At 52.8% G+C, this 16,102-nt stretch carries 15 protein-coding genes; 14 read left to right on the top strand and 1 reads right to left on the bottom strand.

Annotated features, from left to right (window positions below; all coding sequences use genetic code 11):
* The first annotated feature begins 96 nt into the window (after nt 1–96).
* The 5 genes from C7W93_RS16550 (at nt 97) to C7W93_RS16530 (ending at nt 5,376) form a co-directional block, all read left to right on the top strand.
* A complete protein-coding gene (locus C7W93_RS16550) occupies nt 97–708 on the top strand; it encodes an ankyrin repeat domain-containing protein (protein ID WP_161539955.1) in 612 nt (203 codons plus the stop codon).
* A gap of 76 nt (nt 709–784) precedes the next feature.
* Nucleotides 785–964 carry a hypothetical protein gene (locus tag C7W93_RS16545; RefSeq protein ID WP_108441386.1) on the top strand — a complete coding sequence of 60 codons (180 nt, stop codon included), beginning with the start codon at nt 785–787 and terminating at the stop codon, nt 962–964.
* Between the two features lie 53 nt (nt 965–1,017).
* Nucleotides 1,018–3,303 carry a TonB-dependent receptor gene (locus C7W93_RS16540; protein WP_108441385.1) on the top strand — a complete coding sequence of 762 codons (2,286 nt, stop codon included), beginning with the start codon at nt 1,018–1,020 and terminating at the stop codon, nt 3,301–3,303.
* A 502-nt stretch (nt 3,304–3,805) separates the two neighbouring features.
* Complete coding sequence (locus tag C7W93_RS16535) at nt 3,806–4,795, top strand: beta-propeller fold lactonase family protein (RefSeq protein WP_108441384.1); 990 nt, start codon at nt 3,806–3,808, stop codon at nt 4,793–4,795.
* The gene (locus tag C7W93_RS16530) at nt 4,792–5,376 is read left to right on the top strand and encodes a cytochrome b (protein WP_108441383.1); all 585 of its coding nucleotides are present in this window, start codon (nt 4,792–4,794) and stop codon (nt 5,374–5,376) included. Before C7W93_RS16535 ends, C7W93_RS16530 begins: the two co-directional genes overlap by 4 nt.
* Nucleotides 5,377–5,446: 70 nt before the next feature.
* Here the strand turns inward: C7W93_RS16530 and C7W93_RS16525 are convergent, their stop codons facing one another.
* Nucleotides 5,447–6,358: a LysR family transcriptional regulator gene (locus C7W93_RS16525; protein ID WP_108441382.1), complete on the bottom strand. Its 912-nt coding sequence runs from the start codon at nt 6,356–6,358 to the stop codon at nt 5,447–5,449.
* A gap of 189 nt (nt 6,359–6,547) precedes the next feature.
* On the opposite strand from C7W93_RS16525, the gene C7W93_RS16520 reads away from it, so the two are divergent.
* The 9 genes from C7W93_RS16520 to gph all read left to right on the top strand — a co-directional run bounded on the left by C7W93_RS16520 (nt 6,548) and on the right by gph (nt 16,090).
* Nucleotides 6,548–8,011 (top strand): form I ribulose bisphosphate carboxylase large subunit, encoded by a 1,464-nt coding sequence (locus C7W93_RS16520; RefSeq protein ID WP_108441381.1) that lies wholly within the window; start codon nt 6,548–6,550, stop codon nt 8,009–8,011.
* 98 nt (nt 8,012–8,109) lie between these two features.
* Nucleotides 8,110–8,529, top strand: a complete 420-nt coding sequence (locus C7W93_RS16515) for a ribulose bisphosphate carboxylase small subunit (protein ID WP_108441380.1) — start codon at nt 8,110–8,112, stop codon at nt 8,527–8,529.
* A gap of 96 nt (nt 8,530–8,625) precedes the next feature.
* Complete coding sequence (gene cbbX / locus C7W93_RS16510) at nt 8,626–9,582, top strand: CbbX protein (protein WP_108441379.1); 957 nt, start codon at nt 8,626–8,628, stop codon at nt 9,580–9,582.
* A 5-nt stretch (nt 9,583–9,587) separates the two neighbouring features.
* Complete coding sequence (locus C7W93_RS16505; RefSeq protein ID WP_108441378.1) at nt 9,588–10,415, top strand: HAD family hydrolase; 828 nt, start codon at nt 9,588–9,590, stop codon at nt 10,413–10,415.
* Nucleotides 10,416–10,480: 65 nt separating this feature from the next.
* A complete protein-coding gene (rpe, locus tag C7W93_RS16500; protein ID WP_108441377.1) occupies nt 10,481–11,185 on the top strand; it encodes a ribulose-phosphate 3-epimerase in 705 nt (234 codons plus the stop codon).
* Nucleotides 11,186–11,220: 35 nt separating this feature from the next.
* Nucleotides 11,221–12,318 carry a class 1 fructose-bisphosphatase gene (locus tag C7W93_RS16495; RefSeq protein WP_108441376.1) on the top strand — a complete coding sequence of 366 codons (1,098 nt, stop codon included), beginning with the start codon at nt 11,221–11,223 and terminating at the stop codon, nt 12,316–12,318.
* A gap of 86 nt (nt 12,319–12,404) precedes the next feature.
* A complete protein-coding gene (locus C7W93_RS16490) occupies nt 12,405–13,289 on the top strand; it encodes a phosphoribulokinase (RefSeq protein ID WP_108441375.1) in 885 nt (294 codons plus the stop codon).
* Nucleotides 13,290–13,301: 12 nt separating this feature from the next.
* Nucleotides 13,302–15,314: a transketolase gene (gene tkt / locus C7W93_RS16485; RefSeq protein ID WP_108442175.1), complete on the top strand. Its 2,013-nt coding sequence runs from the start codon at nt 13,302–13,304 to the stop codon at nt 15,312–15,314.
* Nucleotides 15,314–16,090 carry a phosphoglycolate phosphatase gene (gph, locus tag C7W93_RS16480; protein ID WP_108441374.1) on the top strand — a complete coding sequence of 259 codons (777 nt, stop codon included), beginning with the start codon at nt 15,314–15,316 and terminating at the stop codon, nt 16,088–16,090. The genes tkt and gph overlap by 1 nt, the downstream gene beginning before the upstream one ends.
* Nucleotides 16,091–16,102 lie beyond the last annotated feature (12 nt).

Raw genomic sequence — 16,102 nt, 5'->3', positions numbered from 1 at the left:
ACAACCGACGCCTTTGCAAGAAATAACTAAGGACAAAACGTGAAAGTAGTGCGCTTCAATTTTTTAATATCGGTTTTTTTTATCGCTGGATGTTTGTTGTCCTGCAGCATAAATGCAGCTGAAGATCAGGCTGATCTAAACCGTCAGGCGCTGGCTGCTGGTCGCAGCGGTAACGTCAGTAATTTCAAAAGCCTTATCGAGCAGGGTGCCGCGCCCGATACGCGCAATCGCGTTGGCGACTCATTGCTGATGACCGCCATTAAAAGCGGTTATATGGACATCTTCACTCTATTGATTGCTCATGGTGCAAATGTCAATCTCGCCAATGTGGACCATGTCACGCCCCTGATGGCCGCCGCTTATTTTGGCCGTCCTCAGATGGCACAGGTATTGATCGACAAGCAGGCTGACGTGACCGCCGTGGACCAAATGCACAAAACTGCGATGGTCTATGCCGCTGGAAAAGGACAAACCGAGATCGTCGAAAGCCTGTTGCGCACCAAGAAAGTGTTTCTCGACACGGCTTATGAAAATGGCCTTACCGCCTTAATGTGGGCAGGTGCTTCCGGCTATGTCCCGACCACGCAAGCCTTGCTCAGCCACGGCGCGGATAAGTCGCTGGTAGACAATCGCGGTAAAACCGTGTTGCAGATGGCGGCTGAAAATGGCTATCTGGACGTGGTGAATCTGTTACAGGTCAGCAAATAACCTGATTTCTCTCAACACTGCTGGCGGACGCAATAAGTGTTCATATCTGGAGCACTTTATTTTAGTTGCGTCCAATATGGAACAGTTGCGCCGGCATCCTCATGCCGATGCTTCCGTGCGCCCGTGTGTGCCGAAGCGCGGTAAAACCACGTTCACCTGCCAGCAAGCCTACCTCAATGCGGTATTAATCCCCCTGCCGGGCAATCCTTATTGCCCGGCACGGATGTTGCTGTCTGAACTTACTGGCGGCACTTGATGCTGACTAAGTGCTGGTGTCATGGCACAAAAAATATAAATCCGGAGATGAAAATGCCTAGCTGGAAACCATTGCCTGAAAAAGTGTCGCCCGGAAAATCATCGCCGCGGAAGATCAAGATTGCATTGGCGAGCGTTTTGTTACTTTTGCAGGGACCGGTGTTTGCAGCAGATGCAGCAGACGCCTCCGATCAGAAATTATCGGAGATTATCGTCACCGGCACCACGCCACTTCCCGGTCTTGGCTTACCACTACGCGACTTTGCCGGGACGGTACAGACCGTCAAAGGCGCAGACATTACGCGACAACACGCAGGCAACATCACCGAATATCTAGAGCAGAATGTCGGCAACCTGACCATTAATTCGGCGCAGGGCAATCCTTATCAACCAGATGTTAACTATCGCGGCTTTACCGCCTCGCCGCTGCTGGGCACACCGCAGGGTTTATCGGTATTTCAGGATGGCGTCCGCATCAACGAACCTTTCGGCGATGTCGTCAATTGGGATTTGTTGCCGCAATCGGCGATTGCCAGCCTGCAGATCATGCCGGGATCGAATCCGGTTTTCGGTTTAAATACGCTAGGCGGCGCGCTGGCGATCACCACCAAAAGCGGTCGCACCAATCCCGGCGGTCAGGTCGAAGTATCGGCTGGCTCATTCGGACGCAAGACGCTGGAATTAGAGCAGGGCGGCGTGGTCGGCAATATCGATTATTTTGTCACTGCCAACGACTCAATCGATCATGGCTGGGGCGATCATAACCCAAGCCGGGTCAAGCAATTTTTCGGTAAAGTCGGCTATCAGGACGCTGCCACCACGGTCTCGCTCAGCTTGACTGCCGCAGACAACGATTTGCAGGGCACGCAAACCATACCGCGCAGCTTTCTGGACAATCGTCGTCAAGCTTATACCTTCCCTGACGAAAATATCAATCGCGCGCAACTCTGGAATTTATCGGCGAGCCATTTCTTTAACGATCAATTGCAGCTGTCGACCAACGCCTACTATCGCAACTATCACAACGCCAATATCAGCAGCAACGTCAATGGCGATTACGACGCTGTGAACAATCCGACAGAGGCCAATAACACCCGCTCGGAGATAGACCAGGCCAGTTACGGCTTCGGTGCCCAATTGAGTTATCTCGGCAAAATCGGCACGATGGACAACCGCGTAGTTGTCGGCATGTCCGGCGACTTCGCCAATTCACGCTTCAAACAAATGGCGCAGGACGCACAATTTGTAAACGGTCGCGATACGATGGGAATCGACGATTTTGTGTCGGGTACAGATGCAAAAACGCACAACAGCAATCTCGCCGTTTTTCTGTCCGACACGTTATCGCTAAACGACCAGTGGGCCATCACCGGCTCCGGCCGCTACAACTACGCCCGCGTCAATCTCAGCGACCAAACCGGTTTGCAACCGTTACTAAACGGCAAAAATACCTTCACCCGCTTCAATCCCGGTGTCGGCATCACTTACAACCCAATTGCCACATTAACCGCTTACGCTACCTATAACGAAGGCATGCGCACCCCGACCGCAATCGAACTAGCCTGCGCCGACGCAACTTCGCCATGCTCATTACCGAACGATTTCATCGCAGATCCTCCACTAAAACCAGTCATCGCCAGAACCGGTGAATTTGGTGTGCGTGGCAAGCTAAACGCCGTCACCAGCTGGAGCGCGTCCATCTTCCGCACGCAGCTAGACGACGACATCCAATTCATCAGCAGCACCGGCGCAACAGCCAGCACAGGCTACTTCCAAAACGTTGGCAAAACTCGCCGTCAAGGATTGGAGCTGGCAGGCCACACAGTAGTCGGCGACGTAGGCATCACGATGAGCTACAGCTACATCGACGCTACCTATCAAACCGGTTTCGTAGAACAAAGCGCTCCCAACTCCAGCGCTGATGCCAGCGGCAACATCACCGTCAATCGCGGCAACAAAATACCCGGCATCCCCCAAAACACCTTCAAAGTCCGCTTTGACTACGCCCCGACATCAAACTGGAACATCGGCACAAACGTCGTCTACCGCAGCAGCATCTACGCCCGTGGCGATGAAAACAACCAAGACGTAAACGGCAAAATCCCCGGCTACACAATGGTCAATCTAGACTCAACCTACAACATCACCAAGCACCTGCAATTGTTCGGCCGCATAGACAACCTGTTCAACAAGCAATATGCCAACTTCGGCGTACTAGGACAGAACTTCTTCAACGGCGCAGGGCATACTTTCGATGGCGGAAACATCACCAACGAACAATTCATAGGCCCAGGAGCACCAAGAGGTGCATGGATAGGGGTTAGGTATTCTTGGAGCTAGACCTTCCGCAAAAATGCCCCAGCGGCGTTGTGCTCTCCTAGCCGTACTAGCGTACTGTCTTCGTCGGCACGCCTTGCTGGGACAATTTTGCGAAAGCCCTTGAGATGGCTATAAAAAAATCAAGATCTCCGTTAGCATCAAAATGGAGATCTTGAACTAGAATTTGCAGGCGCAGCCCTAGGAATTTTTTAGCTGTTACTCAAAAATAGGCGGGAAACATGTTTGAGCGCAGCGAGTTGGTTTCTCGACTTGAGGGGCAGCTAAAAAATTTGGGGACCTGAAGGGCAACGTCTTTGCGGTTGCCTTCTTTTTGGTTACTTTTTCTGTGGGGGCGCCTAGCTGAAGCAAGAAAAATTGACTGGCTGTCGGGCCACCCTCGACAAAGCCCCGACGGAGCACCACCCGTATCAACAAGCAATAACCGAACTAAAACGAGAACTAGAACCAAAACAAACAAATATCGACCGTCCTCCCCGTTGAAATTTTAAAAGGTTCCACCAACATGAACACCGCAAACCGCCAAAAATTCCCCCGCGTAACAGCAATCAAAACAGCTCTCTCAATTGCCCTGCTACTAGCCGCGGCAGCAACAACAACCACCACATCAGCCGCCCCCTTCGCCTACGTCCCTAACGAAAAATCCGGCACAATCTCCATCATAGACAGCGCCACAGACACCGTAGTAGGCGACATAAAAGCCGGCACAAAACCCCGTGGATTAGCAGTAAGACACGACGGCAAAGCCCTTTACGTCAGCGATCAGCCAACCAACGCATTATTAATAGTGGATCTGGGCACCAGAGCCGTAGTAGGCTCAGTAAAAGTAGGCGAATCCCCTGAAGGCGTAGGCATTTCCCCATCAGGCGACTGGATAGTAGCGGCCAGCGAAATCACCAACTCCGTCAATTTCATCTCCACCTCCACCAACAAACAAGAATTCATCATCAAAACCAAGGGGAAAAACCCCGAACACGCAGAATTCAGCCCGGATGGAAAATGGCTCTACGTCAGCGCCGAAGAAGCCGACTCCATCGACATCATCGACATGACCAAGCGCGAACAAGTCGACCTCGTCAAGCTAGGCAAGCGTCCCCGCGGCATCGCCTTCACCCCTGACGGCAAAAGCGCCTACATCGCCGCAGAACTAGAAAGCATGGTCTACGTAGTCGACGTCGCCACCCACAAAGTCACCGCCCAAGTCAAAGCCGGTAAATTCTCCAACGGCGTCACAATGGCTCCCAACGGCAAACGCGTCTACATCTCTAACGGTAAAGACGCCTCAGTCTCCGTCATCGACACCGCCAACAACACGGTCGTCGCCACCGTCCCAGTCGGCCAGCGCCCATGGAACATGGCCATCACCCCGGACGGCAAAAAACTCTATGTAGCGAACGGTCGCTCCAACTCGGTATCCGTCATCGACACCGCCACCAACACCGTCAGTAAAGAAATCCCGGTCGGCACCTTACCTTGGGGCGTAGCCGTCCGATGAACACTTCGACCAGCGTGCTCCATCCGTTTAAAAAACGTCCACACGTCATCAGCACTAAAAGTCATCGCTATGGCCCACCAGCAATCGTGCTGCACTGGATCATTGCCGTACTGATTATCGGCATGATCCTGTTGGGCTATTACATGACGGATATCCCTAAAGGCACGCCCGGTCGGGCATTCTATTTCAACCTGCATAAATCCTTCGGCGTCATGGCCGGGGTGTTAATTCTGCTACGCCTGCTATGGCGTCTGACCCACCGCGCACCGGCATTACCTGGCACGATGCCGCGCTGGGAAGCCAGCACCGCAAAGTGGAGCCATCGACTGCTATACGTCTTCATGGTGTTACAACCAACAGTGGGCTACCTGTCGTCGTCTTTCAATAAATATGGCGTGAAATTTTTCGGTATCCCGCTGCCGCAATGGGGCTGGGAAAATCCGTATTTACGCGACCTGTTCGGCGACGCGCATGAAGTCATCGGCGCGATATTAGCAACGCTGATCGTCATTCACGTGCTGGCCGCATTCAAACATTTATTAATCGATCGCGACGGCATATTTCAACGCATGTTGCGCTAGAAAAATGCTCAAGTCTGAATAGGAAAAATCACCTTGTACGTAACAACGTGCAATGTGGTGGTGGCCGCAATTATGCCCAGATATTCACCAGCGGCCCAGCCTCTTCAATCAAAAAAGTCTTCAACACGCTAGCCGCTGGCGACAAGCGTTTAGAAGTCAGATGTGTTACATGCCAGTGCCGCACAATCGGCAAGCCCTCGATATCGAGCAGTACGAGATGCCCGGATCCCAGCTCATGCCGAATCGTTCGTAACGATAGAAAACTTAATCCCATGCCCGCCATAACTGCCTGTTTGATGGTTTCGTTACTCGGCATTTCCATCACGATGGGCGGATTAATATCATGCTCGGCAAACAGGCGCTCCATCAACTGGCGCGTGCCGGAGCCTTTTTCCCGCACCACAAATTCATGATCTTTCAAGGCCGCCAACGGCGCTTTACGGCGGCGCGACAGTGGATGCTGCGGCGCGCTGATGATCCCCAACGGATTTGTTGCAAATATATTCGCGGTGCATTCCAGCGTGTCGGGCGCGTGGCCCATGATGACCAGATCAATCTCGTTGCGCGACAGCAAATTCATAATGCTTTCGCGATTATGGATTTGCAGCACCACCTCAATAGCCGGAAATTTTTTGCGAAACAACACCAGCAGCATCGGTACGAAATATTTTGCCGTACTGACAATCGCCAGCTCCACGCGTCCGCGCTTAAGACCGCGCCGTTCCGCCATCGCGTCTTCAAGTTGTTTCAATTGTCCAACAGCAGCAATCGCATATTGCTGAAAATCCAGTCCCGCATCCGTCAAGCGAATTTTGCGGCCCGTTTGCTCATATAACGGCAAGCCGACTGCATCCTCAAGTTGCCGCATTTGCATCGATACGGCTGGCTGCGTGACATGCAATTTTTCTGCCGCGCGTGAAATCGATAACTCACGCGCGACGTCTAGAAAGGTATCTAACTGGCGAAGTGTATAGCGGCGCATAGCTCTGTCCCGGTGGTGTGTCAGTGTCCGATTTGATCAGCCGATTCCTACCTATAAGTAGTGGCTGATGCAATTTATAGTTTTATTTATTAGACCTGATGCTAGTCGTTTTATATAGTGAAGTCCATAGGCAAAGGACACACGTCCGAATGTGGTTAAACGGGCATCGGCCCAACTGAGGAGAGCACAATGGGAAGCAACGACGCAGGGCAGATCATAGATGCAAAAAAGCGTTATTCAGCAGGCGTTCTGAAATACGCACAGATGGGTTATTGGGACGCTGATTATGTCCCGAAAGAAACCGACATCCTGGCGCTTTTCCGGATTACGCCACAAGACGGCGTAGATGCCATCGAAGCCGCAGCAGCCGTTGCCGGTGAATCATCGACAGCCACCTGGACAGTCGTATGGACCGACCGCCTGACAGCCTGCGACATGTATCGCGCTAAAGCCTATCGCGTCGATCCGGTGCCAAACAATCCAGGTCAGTATTTCTGTTGGGTTGCTTACGATTTGTCCTTGTTCGAAGAAGGCTCGATTGCCAACGTTACAGCGTCCATCATCGGTAACGTTTTCAGTTTTAAACCACTAAAAGCAGCGCGTCTGGAAGACATGAAATTTCCAGTCTCGTATATCAAGACTTTCCCAGGCCCACCGACCGGGATCATCGTTGAGCGCGAACGTCTGGATAAATTCGGCCGTCCTTTGCTGGGTGCCACCACTAAGCCAAAACTGGGCTTGTCGGGACGTAACTATGGCCGCGTGGTGTACGAAGGTCTAAAAGGCGGTCTCGATTTCATGAAGGATGACGAGAACATCAACTCGCAAGCATTCATGCATTGGCGCGATCGTTTTCTGTTCGTCATGGAAGCAGTCAACCGTGCAACTGCAGCCACTGGCGAAGTCAAAGGTCATTACCTGAACATCACTGCCGGCACGATGGAAGAAATGTATCGTCGCGCTGAATTTGCAAAAGAGTTGGGCTCTGTCGTTGTCATGATCGATTTGGTTGTGGGCTGGACCGCGATTCAATCGATGTCCTTCTGGTGTCGTCAGAACGACATGGTTCTGCATATGCACCGCGCAGGTCATGGCACTTACACACGTCAGAAAAATCACGGTATTTCGTTCCGCGTGATTGCAAAATGGCTGCGTATGTGCGGCGTCGATCACCTGCATACCGGCACGGCAGTTGGCAAGCTGGAAGGCGATCCTATGATGGTGCAGGGCTATTACAACATTTGTCGCGATACGCAGACCAAACAAGATCTGGAACGCGGTATCTTTTTTGATCAGGACTGGGGTTCATTGCGCAAGGTTATGCCGGTCGCTTCTGGCGGAATTCACGCAGGACAAATGCATCAGTTGTTGCACCTGTTTGGCGATGACGTTGTGTTGCAATTCGGTGGCGGCACTATCGGCCATCCACAAGGAATTCAAGCGGGCGCTGTGGCTAACCGTGTCGCGTTGGAAGTCATGGTGCAAGCACGTAACGAAGGCCGTGACATCAATAACGAAGGTCCGACCATCCTGCGCGATGCTGCCAAATGGTGTTCACCATTGAAAGCAGCGTTGGATACATGGGGCGAAATTTCATTTAACTACGCCTCGACCGATACGTCTGATTTTGCGCCAACGGCTTCTGTTTCCTGATAGCGGAAATACGGAAAAGCAGCATTCAGGTCAGCCCGGACGCAGTGTGTTGATGGGCTGTTCACGAATGCCTCACTACAGAATTGAAGAGGAATATCATGCGCGTTACTCAAGGAACATTTTCGTTTTTACCCGATTTGACCGATGCTCAAATCTCTAAACAAATTGACTACTGTCTCAGCAAAGGCTGGGCGCTGGCGGTCGAATATACGGACGATCCACATCCGCGTAATACTTACTGGGAAATGTTCGGGCCGCCAATGTTCGACCTGCACGATCCTGCCGGCATCATGATCGAACTGGCAAATTGCCGGAAGACATTTCCAAACTATTACATCCGAATGACTGCGTTCGATTCCAGTCAGGGTGTTGAATCGCTGGTGATGGCGTTTATCGTCAACCGTCCTGAAGTCGAGCCGGGCTTCCGTCTGGTGCGGCACGAAGAAGCCGGACGCACGATTCGTTACAGCATCGAAAGTTATGCAGTGCAGGCCAAGCCAGAAGGTGCGCGGTACTAACCGACCGTAAAAAGAGGAGCAATATTGATTGCTCCTCTAGCGAACTTGCAGCCCAGCAAATTCATCGTCATTCATCGTTTTTAGAGCGAGTTCATCATGTCAACGCCGACCATCTTATCCGCTGTGCCAGCGCTGCAATCTGAACCGGTGCCGGCATCGGGCAATCCGTTCGCGATGGCGCTCGCCAATTCAGGCATCACGGATTTGCTGGAACAACTCGACCGCGAGCTGATTGGATTGGCGCCCGTCAAACAGCGTATTCGCGACATTGCCGCGTTGCTGCTGATCGACAAATTGCGTGCGGAACGTGGATTTTCGGCTGGCGCACCCAGTCTGCATATGTGTTTTTCCGGAAATCCCGGCACAGGTAAAACGACGGTCGCATTGCGCATGGCGGCGATTTTGCATCGTCTGGGCTATGTACGTAAAGGGCATTTGGTTGCGGTTACGCGCGACGATCTGGTCGGCCAATATATCGGTCACACCGCGCCTAAGACTAAAGAGGTATTGAAAAAAGCGATGGGCGGCGTATTGTTCATCGACGAAGCTTATTATCTTTATCGCCCGGAAAATGAGCGGGATTATGGGCAAGAAGCGATTGAAATTTTGTTGCAGGTGATGGAAAACAACCGGGATGATCTGGTGGTAATCCTGGCTGGCTATAAAGATCGGATGGATAAATTTTTTGAGTCTAATCCCGGCATGTCGTCGCGGATTGCGCATCACATTGATTTCCCCGATTACAGCGCGGGTGAACTGGGCCAGATTGCCGACTTGATGTTGCAGACGATGCAGTATCGGTTTGACGATGAGGCAGTGGCAGTCTTTAGTGACTACCTCACGCGCCGCATGGCGTTGCCGCATTTTGCCAATGCCCGCAGTGTGCGTAATGCGCTGGACCGGGCACGTTTGCGACATGCTTCGCGCCTGATGAACGGCGCTGGCCCGGATGCTATCGCCGATGATGTGACCTTGACCACCATTACCGCCCCCGATCTGTTGGCAAGCCGCGTATTTGCGCAGCCGCGTGCATCGGTCGATATAAAGGAGTAATAGAAATGCGCGCAAGTACGGGAACGGCAGGCGTTGGCAGTGGTAAACCGGCAGGCATAACAAGCACACTCAATGCATTGATATTCGATGTAGACGGCACGCTAGCCGACACCGAATCCGCGCACCGCGATGCATTTAACGCAGCTTTCCATGACGTCGGGCTGGACTGGCATTGGGACGCCTCGCTGTACGCCGGTTTGCTGGACGTCGCCGGTGGCAAAGAACGTCTGCTGCATTACTGGAACATGATCGATCCGGATGAATCCGGCGGCACTAAAGTGAAAGAAGCGATCAACGCCGTCCATGCAATCAAAACGCAGCATTACGAAATGCTGGTTAGCGGCGGCAAGCTGGCGTTGCGTCCGGGCATATTGCGCCTGATCCGCGAAGCTCACGCGGCGAAAATGCCGATGGCGATTGCGACGACCACGACGCCTGCGAATATCGATGCGTTGTTGCGCTCGGCCTTGGGCAGCGATTGGCGCAAGATGTTTGTCGCGGTGTGCGATGCATCGACTTGCACCAACAAAAAACCTGCGCCGGATGTGTATCTGGCGGCGCTTAAAGAACTCGGATTGCCGGGGGAAGAATGTCTGGCGTTTGAAGACTCCGAGAACGGTTTACGTGCCGCTCGTGCAGCCGGTATTCCGACGCTGATTACGCCCAGCGCTTACACAACCGGGCAACAGTTTGACGATGCCTTGCTGATCCTGCCGCATCTGGGCGATCCGGATCGTCCGATGTCGCAGCATGTACCTGGTGCCGATCAGCGTTGGGTCGATCTGGCGGCCTTGCGTCGCTGGCATAACGGCACCTTATTTGAGGCGGCCTGATTTTTCTATTTAAGCCCTGAAACTTCGCCTCACAATGCGATTGTAAATCGTCAATGGAAACTGCAATGAATACCACCGACACACCTACTATTCGCATAGCGCCATCGATCCTCTCCGCTGATTTTTCACGTTTGGGTGAGGAAGTGCGCGCCATTGAAGCAGCCGGAGCCGACATGGTCCATTTTGACGTGATGGACAATCATTACGTCCCAAATCTGACCATCGGCCCGCTGGTGTGTGAAGCCATCAGGCCGCATGTCACGATCCCGATTGACGTGCATTTAATGGTTGAACCGGTGGATGCGCTGATCCCGCTATTTGCTAAAGCGGGGGCAAATATTATTACGTTCCATCCCGAAGCAAGTCGCCATATCGACCGCACTTTAAGTCTGATTCGCGAGCATGGCTGTCGCGCCGGATTAGTCTTTAATCCCGCCACACCGCTGGACTTGCTGGACTATGTCATGGACAAATGCGACATGATTTTGTTGATGAGTGTTAACCCCGGTTTTGGTGGACAGAAATTTATCCCCAGCACGCTGACCAAGCTGAAAGCCGCTCGTGCGCGTATCGATGCGCACCGTGCCGCAGGCGGTCAGGAAATCTGGCTTGAGGTGGACGGCGGCGTCAAAACCGACAACATCGCCGAGATTCAACGCGCAGGCGCAGATACTTTCGTCGCAGGCAGCGCCGTGTTTAGCGCACCTGACGATGACAAAGGTTACCGCACGATCATGCAGCAGCTACGCGCCCAATGTCGTAGCCTCTAAAAATTTCAAAATATAAAAACCATCAGGAGATCACCATGCCATTGACCGAGCATCGCACCACACTGACGCAATTCCTGATTGAAGAGCGGCGTCGTTATCCCGATGCCAGCGGCGATTTCAATAGTTTGATTTTGAACGTCGCATTGGCCTGTAAAAGCATCTCGCGTGCCGTCGCCTTTGGTGAGCTGGGCGGCGTGCTGGGTAACGCCAGCGGTGCCAGTGGAGCGGATACATCGGTCAATGTCCAGGGCGAAACGCAGAAAAAGCTCGATATCATGAGTAATGAGGCTTTTCTGCATGTCACCGAATGGGGCGGTCAGCTGGCGGGTATGGCGTCGGAAGAAATGGAATTGCCGTATCAGATTCCTAGCCAGTTTCCGAAGGGGAAATACCTGCTGGTGTTTGACCCGCTGGATGGCTCATCAAACATTGATGTGAACGTTTCCGTTGGCAGTATTTTTTCGGTATTGCGTGCGGCAGATGGTCTGGAAAGCGTTTCAGAAAGTGATTTTCTGCAACCTGGCACGCAACAAGTCGCGGCGGGTTACGCCATTTATGGCCCCTCCACGATGTTGATGTTAACGGTAGGCACCGGCGTTAACGGCTTCACGCTAGACCCTAATCTGGGTGAGTTCATGTTGACGCATTCGGATTTGAAGATTCCGCCAGACACCAACGAATTTGCGATTAATGCCTCGAATAGCCGCTTCTGGGAAGAACCGATTAAACGCTATGTCGATGAATGCGTTGCCGGTAAAAGTGGCAGTCGCGGCAAGGACTTTAATATGCGCTGGATTGCCTCGATGGTGGCAGAAGCGCATCGGATTCTGATGCGCGGTGGCGTGTTCATGTATCCACGCGATTCTAAAGATCCGAGTAAGTGCGGTCGTCTGCGTCTGCTGTATGAAGCCAATCCGATTGGATTTCTGATGGAGCAGGCTGGCGGTCGTGCCAGCACTGGGCGGCAACCGATTATGGCAGTGCAACCGACCTCGCTGCATCAACGCATCGGTCTAATCTTTGGCTCGCGCAATGAAGTTGAGCGTATCGAGGCGTATCACAATACGCCACGAAAAGAGGATCTGCCTAGTCCGTTATTTACTGAGCGCAGCCTGTTCCGGGTATCTGCCTGATCTGCTGACCGGCTGACTGCCTTAGTTGTCGGCTTATTTGTTGATAAGCCGACATCGCGCGATTATTACTTTTTTGAGAGATCATCATGTCTGAACGCTATCCAATCATTGCCATTACCGGGTCATCCGGCGCAGGAACGACTTCGGTCACGCGCACGTTTGAAAACATTTTCCGCCGCGAAAAAGTGCGTTCAGTGATTGTTGAAGGCGATAGCTTCCATCGCTATGACCGCAACGAAATGAAAGTAAAACTCTCCGCCGCAGAAGCCAGCGGGGACAATAATTTCAGTCACTTCGGACCGGACACCAATCTCTTCCCAGAGCTGGAATCGCTGTTCGCCACCTATGCCGAAACCGGCACAGGACGCCGTCGCAAATACTTACATGACGTCGAAGAAGCCGCGCCCTATAAGCAGCAGCCTGGCACCTTTACGCCTTGGGAAGATTTGGCGAAGGATAACGATCTGTTGTTTTATGAAGGTTTGCATGGGGGCGTCGTGACCGATAAGGTCAATATCGCCAAGCACCCGGATTTGTTGATCGGCGTGGTGCCCGTCATCAATTTGGAATGGATCCAAAAGCTATGGCGCGATAAGTCCAAACGTGGTTATTCAACCGAAGCCGTGACGGATACCATCCTGCGACGGATGCCGGATTACGTGAATTATATTTGTCCGCAGTTTTCGCATACGCATGTAAATTTTCAGCGCGTGCCTTGCGTCGATACCTCGAATCCGTTCATCGCCCGCGAAATTCCAGCGCCGGATGAAAGTCTGGTCGTAATCCGTTTTGCCGATCCAAAAGGCATCGATTTTCAGTATTTGCGGAATATGGTGCACGACTCTTTCATGTCCCGCGCCAATACGATTGTGGTCCCGGGCGGCAAGATGGAACTGGCGATGCAATTGATTTTCACGCCGTTTATTTTACGCATGATGGAACGCAAAAAACGCGCCGTTGGCCTACTCTGATCGAGGTGAATGATGAATGCTCCAGAAAAATTGAAGGTCACTCCGACGCCTGCTGACGCGTTACGATTTTTAGCTGCCGATGCGGTAGAAAAAGCCAAAAGCGGTCATCCCGGTGCGCCGATGGGCATGGCCGAAATAGCTGACGTGTTGTGGCGCGGACATTTGCGCCACAATCCGACTGACCCGACGTGGGCCAATCGGGATCGTTTTGTTTTATCCAACGGTCATGGCTCGATGCTGCTGTATGCGTTGCTGCATTTGAGTGGCTATGATTTGAAGATAGAAGAGCTGGCGCAATTTCGGCAGATGCATTCCAGGACGCCGGGCCATCCAGAAGTCGATGTCACGCCGGGTGTAGAAACCACGACCGGTCCGCTGGGGCAAGGTTTGTCGAATGCAGTCGGTATGGCATTGGCAGAAAAGATGCTGGCAGCCAGCTTCAATCGCCCCGGCCACAACATCATCGACCATCACACTTATGTGTTTGTCGGCGATGGCTGTTTGATGGAGGGGATTAGCCACGAAGTTAGTTCGCTGGCGGGAACCCTGGGTTTGGGCAAGCTGATTTGCTTCTATGACGACAACGGCATTTCCATCGACGGTAATGTTAAAGGCTGGTTTGCCGACGATACGCCGAAGCGGTTTGCTGCCTATGGCTGGAACGTGATTGCAGCGGTGGATGGTCATGATGTCGATGCGCTGGACGCAGCAATTCGTCAGGCGAAATCGCAAAATACGCAACCAACGTTGATTTGTTGTAAAACGGTCATCGGGCAGGGCGCGCCGACCAAAGCGGGCGGTCATGACGTGCACGGTGCACCATTAGGCGCGGCAGAAATCGCCGCCATGCGTGTGAATAAAAATTGGACTGCTGCACCGTTTGAAGTGCCGCCAGAGATGGCAACGGCGTGGGATGCACGTGCCAAGGGTCAGGCGCGCCAGACCGAATGGGATGGACATTTTGCCGCCTATAAAGCCGCCTATCCAGAGTTGGCGGCGGAATTATTACGCCGTTTGGCCGGGGAATTACCAGCCACATTAAGCGAAAAATTCTCGCAGCTGATTAACACCGCAGGCGACTTGCAAAAGAAAGTAGCGACACGTAAAGCCTCACAAATTGTGCTGGAACATATTACCGCGACGTTGCCTGAATTTTTTGGCGGATCGGCAGATTTGTCGGGATCGAATCTGACCAATGTCAAAGCATCGGTATGGGTCAATTACGAAGGCAGCGGCAATTATCTGAGCTATGGCGTGCGTGAATTCGGCATGGCCGCAATCATGAACGGCATGGCGCTGTATGGCGGATTTGTGCCTTACGGCGGCACGTTCATGACGTTCTCCGATTACTCCCGCAATGCGATTCGGATGGCGGCGTTGATGAAGCAGCGCGTGATTCATGTACTGACGCATGACTCGATAGGCTTGGGCGAAGATGGGCCGACGCATCAGCCGGTGGAGCACGCTGCCAGCTTGCGGTTGATTCCGAACAACCGACTCTGGCGGCCTTGCGATGGTGTCGAAACTGCTGTTGCATGGCAAGCGGCGATCACGCGTGCGGATGGGCCAACCTGTCTGGTGTTTTCACGACAGGCGTTGACGCCGTTTGAACGTACACCCGAACAAATCAGCGATCTGGCACGCGGCGGTTACGTATTGATCGATCACCCTTCGCCCAAAGTTGTGTTGATTGCGACCGGCTCTGAGGTAGAAATTGCCGCGGCAGCAGCAGCGCAACTGACCGAAGATGGCGTCGCAGTGCGGGTGGTTTCAATGCCTTGTGTGGAAGCCTTTTATGCGCAGGATGCAAGCTATCGCAAATGCGTTTTGCCGGACGGCATTCCACGCGTCAGCATTGAAGCAGGCGTGACCTGGTTCTGGCGCGGTGTAGTCGGCGACAGCGGCATCGCCATCGGCATTGATACTTTCGGTGAATCGGCTCCTGCCGAACAACTGTATGCGCACTTTAAACTGACTTCTGATCACGTAGTTGCATCGGCGCTGGCCGTTATAAAGGGAATGTGATGCATCAGGCGAATTCTCCGATTAATCATCAAATCAATACTTCGCAACGGGCGATTCTGATCGATCTGGACGGCACGTTGGTAGACACCGCGCCAGACATTTTTGCCGCCGTCAATCGCATGCTCGATGATCTGGATGCCGGACCTTTACCGTTTGAAACCGTGTGCAGTTTTATTGGTAAAGGCGTACCGAATCTGGTCCGTCGTGCGCGCGATGCAACAGGTATTACCGACCGTTTCGATTCGCAATATGTTGAGGATTTATTTCATCACCATTACCGCGAAACCAACGGTCATTTCGGCAGCGTCTTTACCGGTGTGCGAGAAGGCCTGACGCAGTTGAAAGAAGCCGGTTTTCGCTTAGGTGTAGTGACCAATAAGCCATTTGAGCTAGCAGAATCGTTGCTGCAAATTGCTGGTTTGGATAGCTATTTTGATGTCGTCGTAGGTGGGGATTCTTTGTCGACAATGAAGCCGGCTGCTGAGCCTTTATTACACGCCTGCGACGTGTTGGGCGCCAGCCCGGCCCGCGCTTTTATGGTGGGCGATTCGGCGGTCGATGTTGACGCTGCACGTGCTGCTGAAATGCCGGTGTACATCGTCCGTTACGGTTATCCGGGGCCGGGCGGATTGGATGCATTGAAGTGTGATGGTTTGATTACCTCGTTTATGGAATTGGCCGCGCTGGCAGAGCCACTTTCGCCGGTGGGAAGCACGTCGGCGGAAGAGGAAATACGGCCAACTTTACGGCTTCCTAAAAAACGATTGAATTCATAAATCCAACAAAGC

The sequence above is a fragment of the Glaciimonas sp. PCH181 genome (assembly GCF_003056055.1).
GTDB lineage: Bacteria > Pseudomonadota > Gammaproteobacteria > Burkholderiales > Burkholderiaceae_D > Glaciimonas.
Note: the sequence above shows the minus strand (reverse complement) of the source record. Positions and strands in the feature narration are given on the sequence as shown.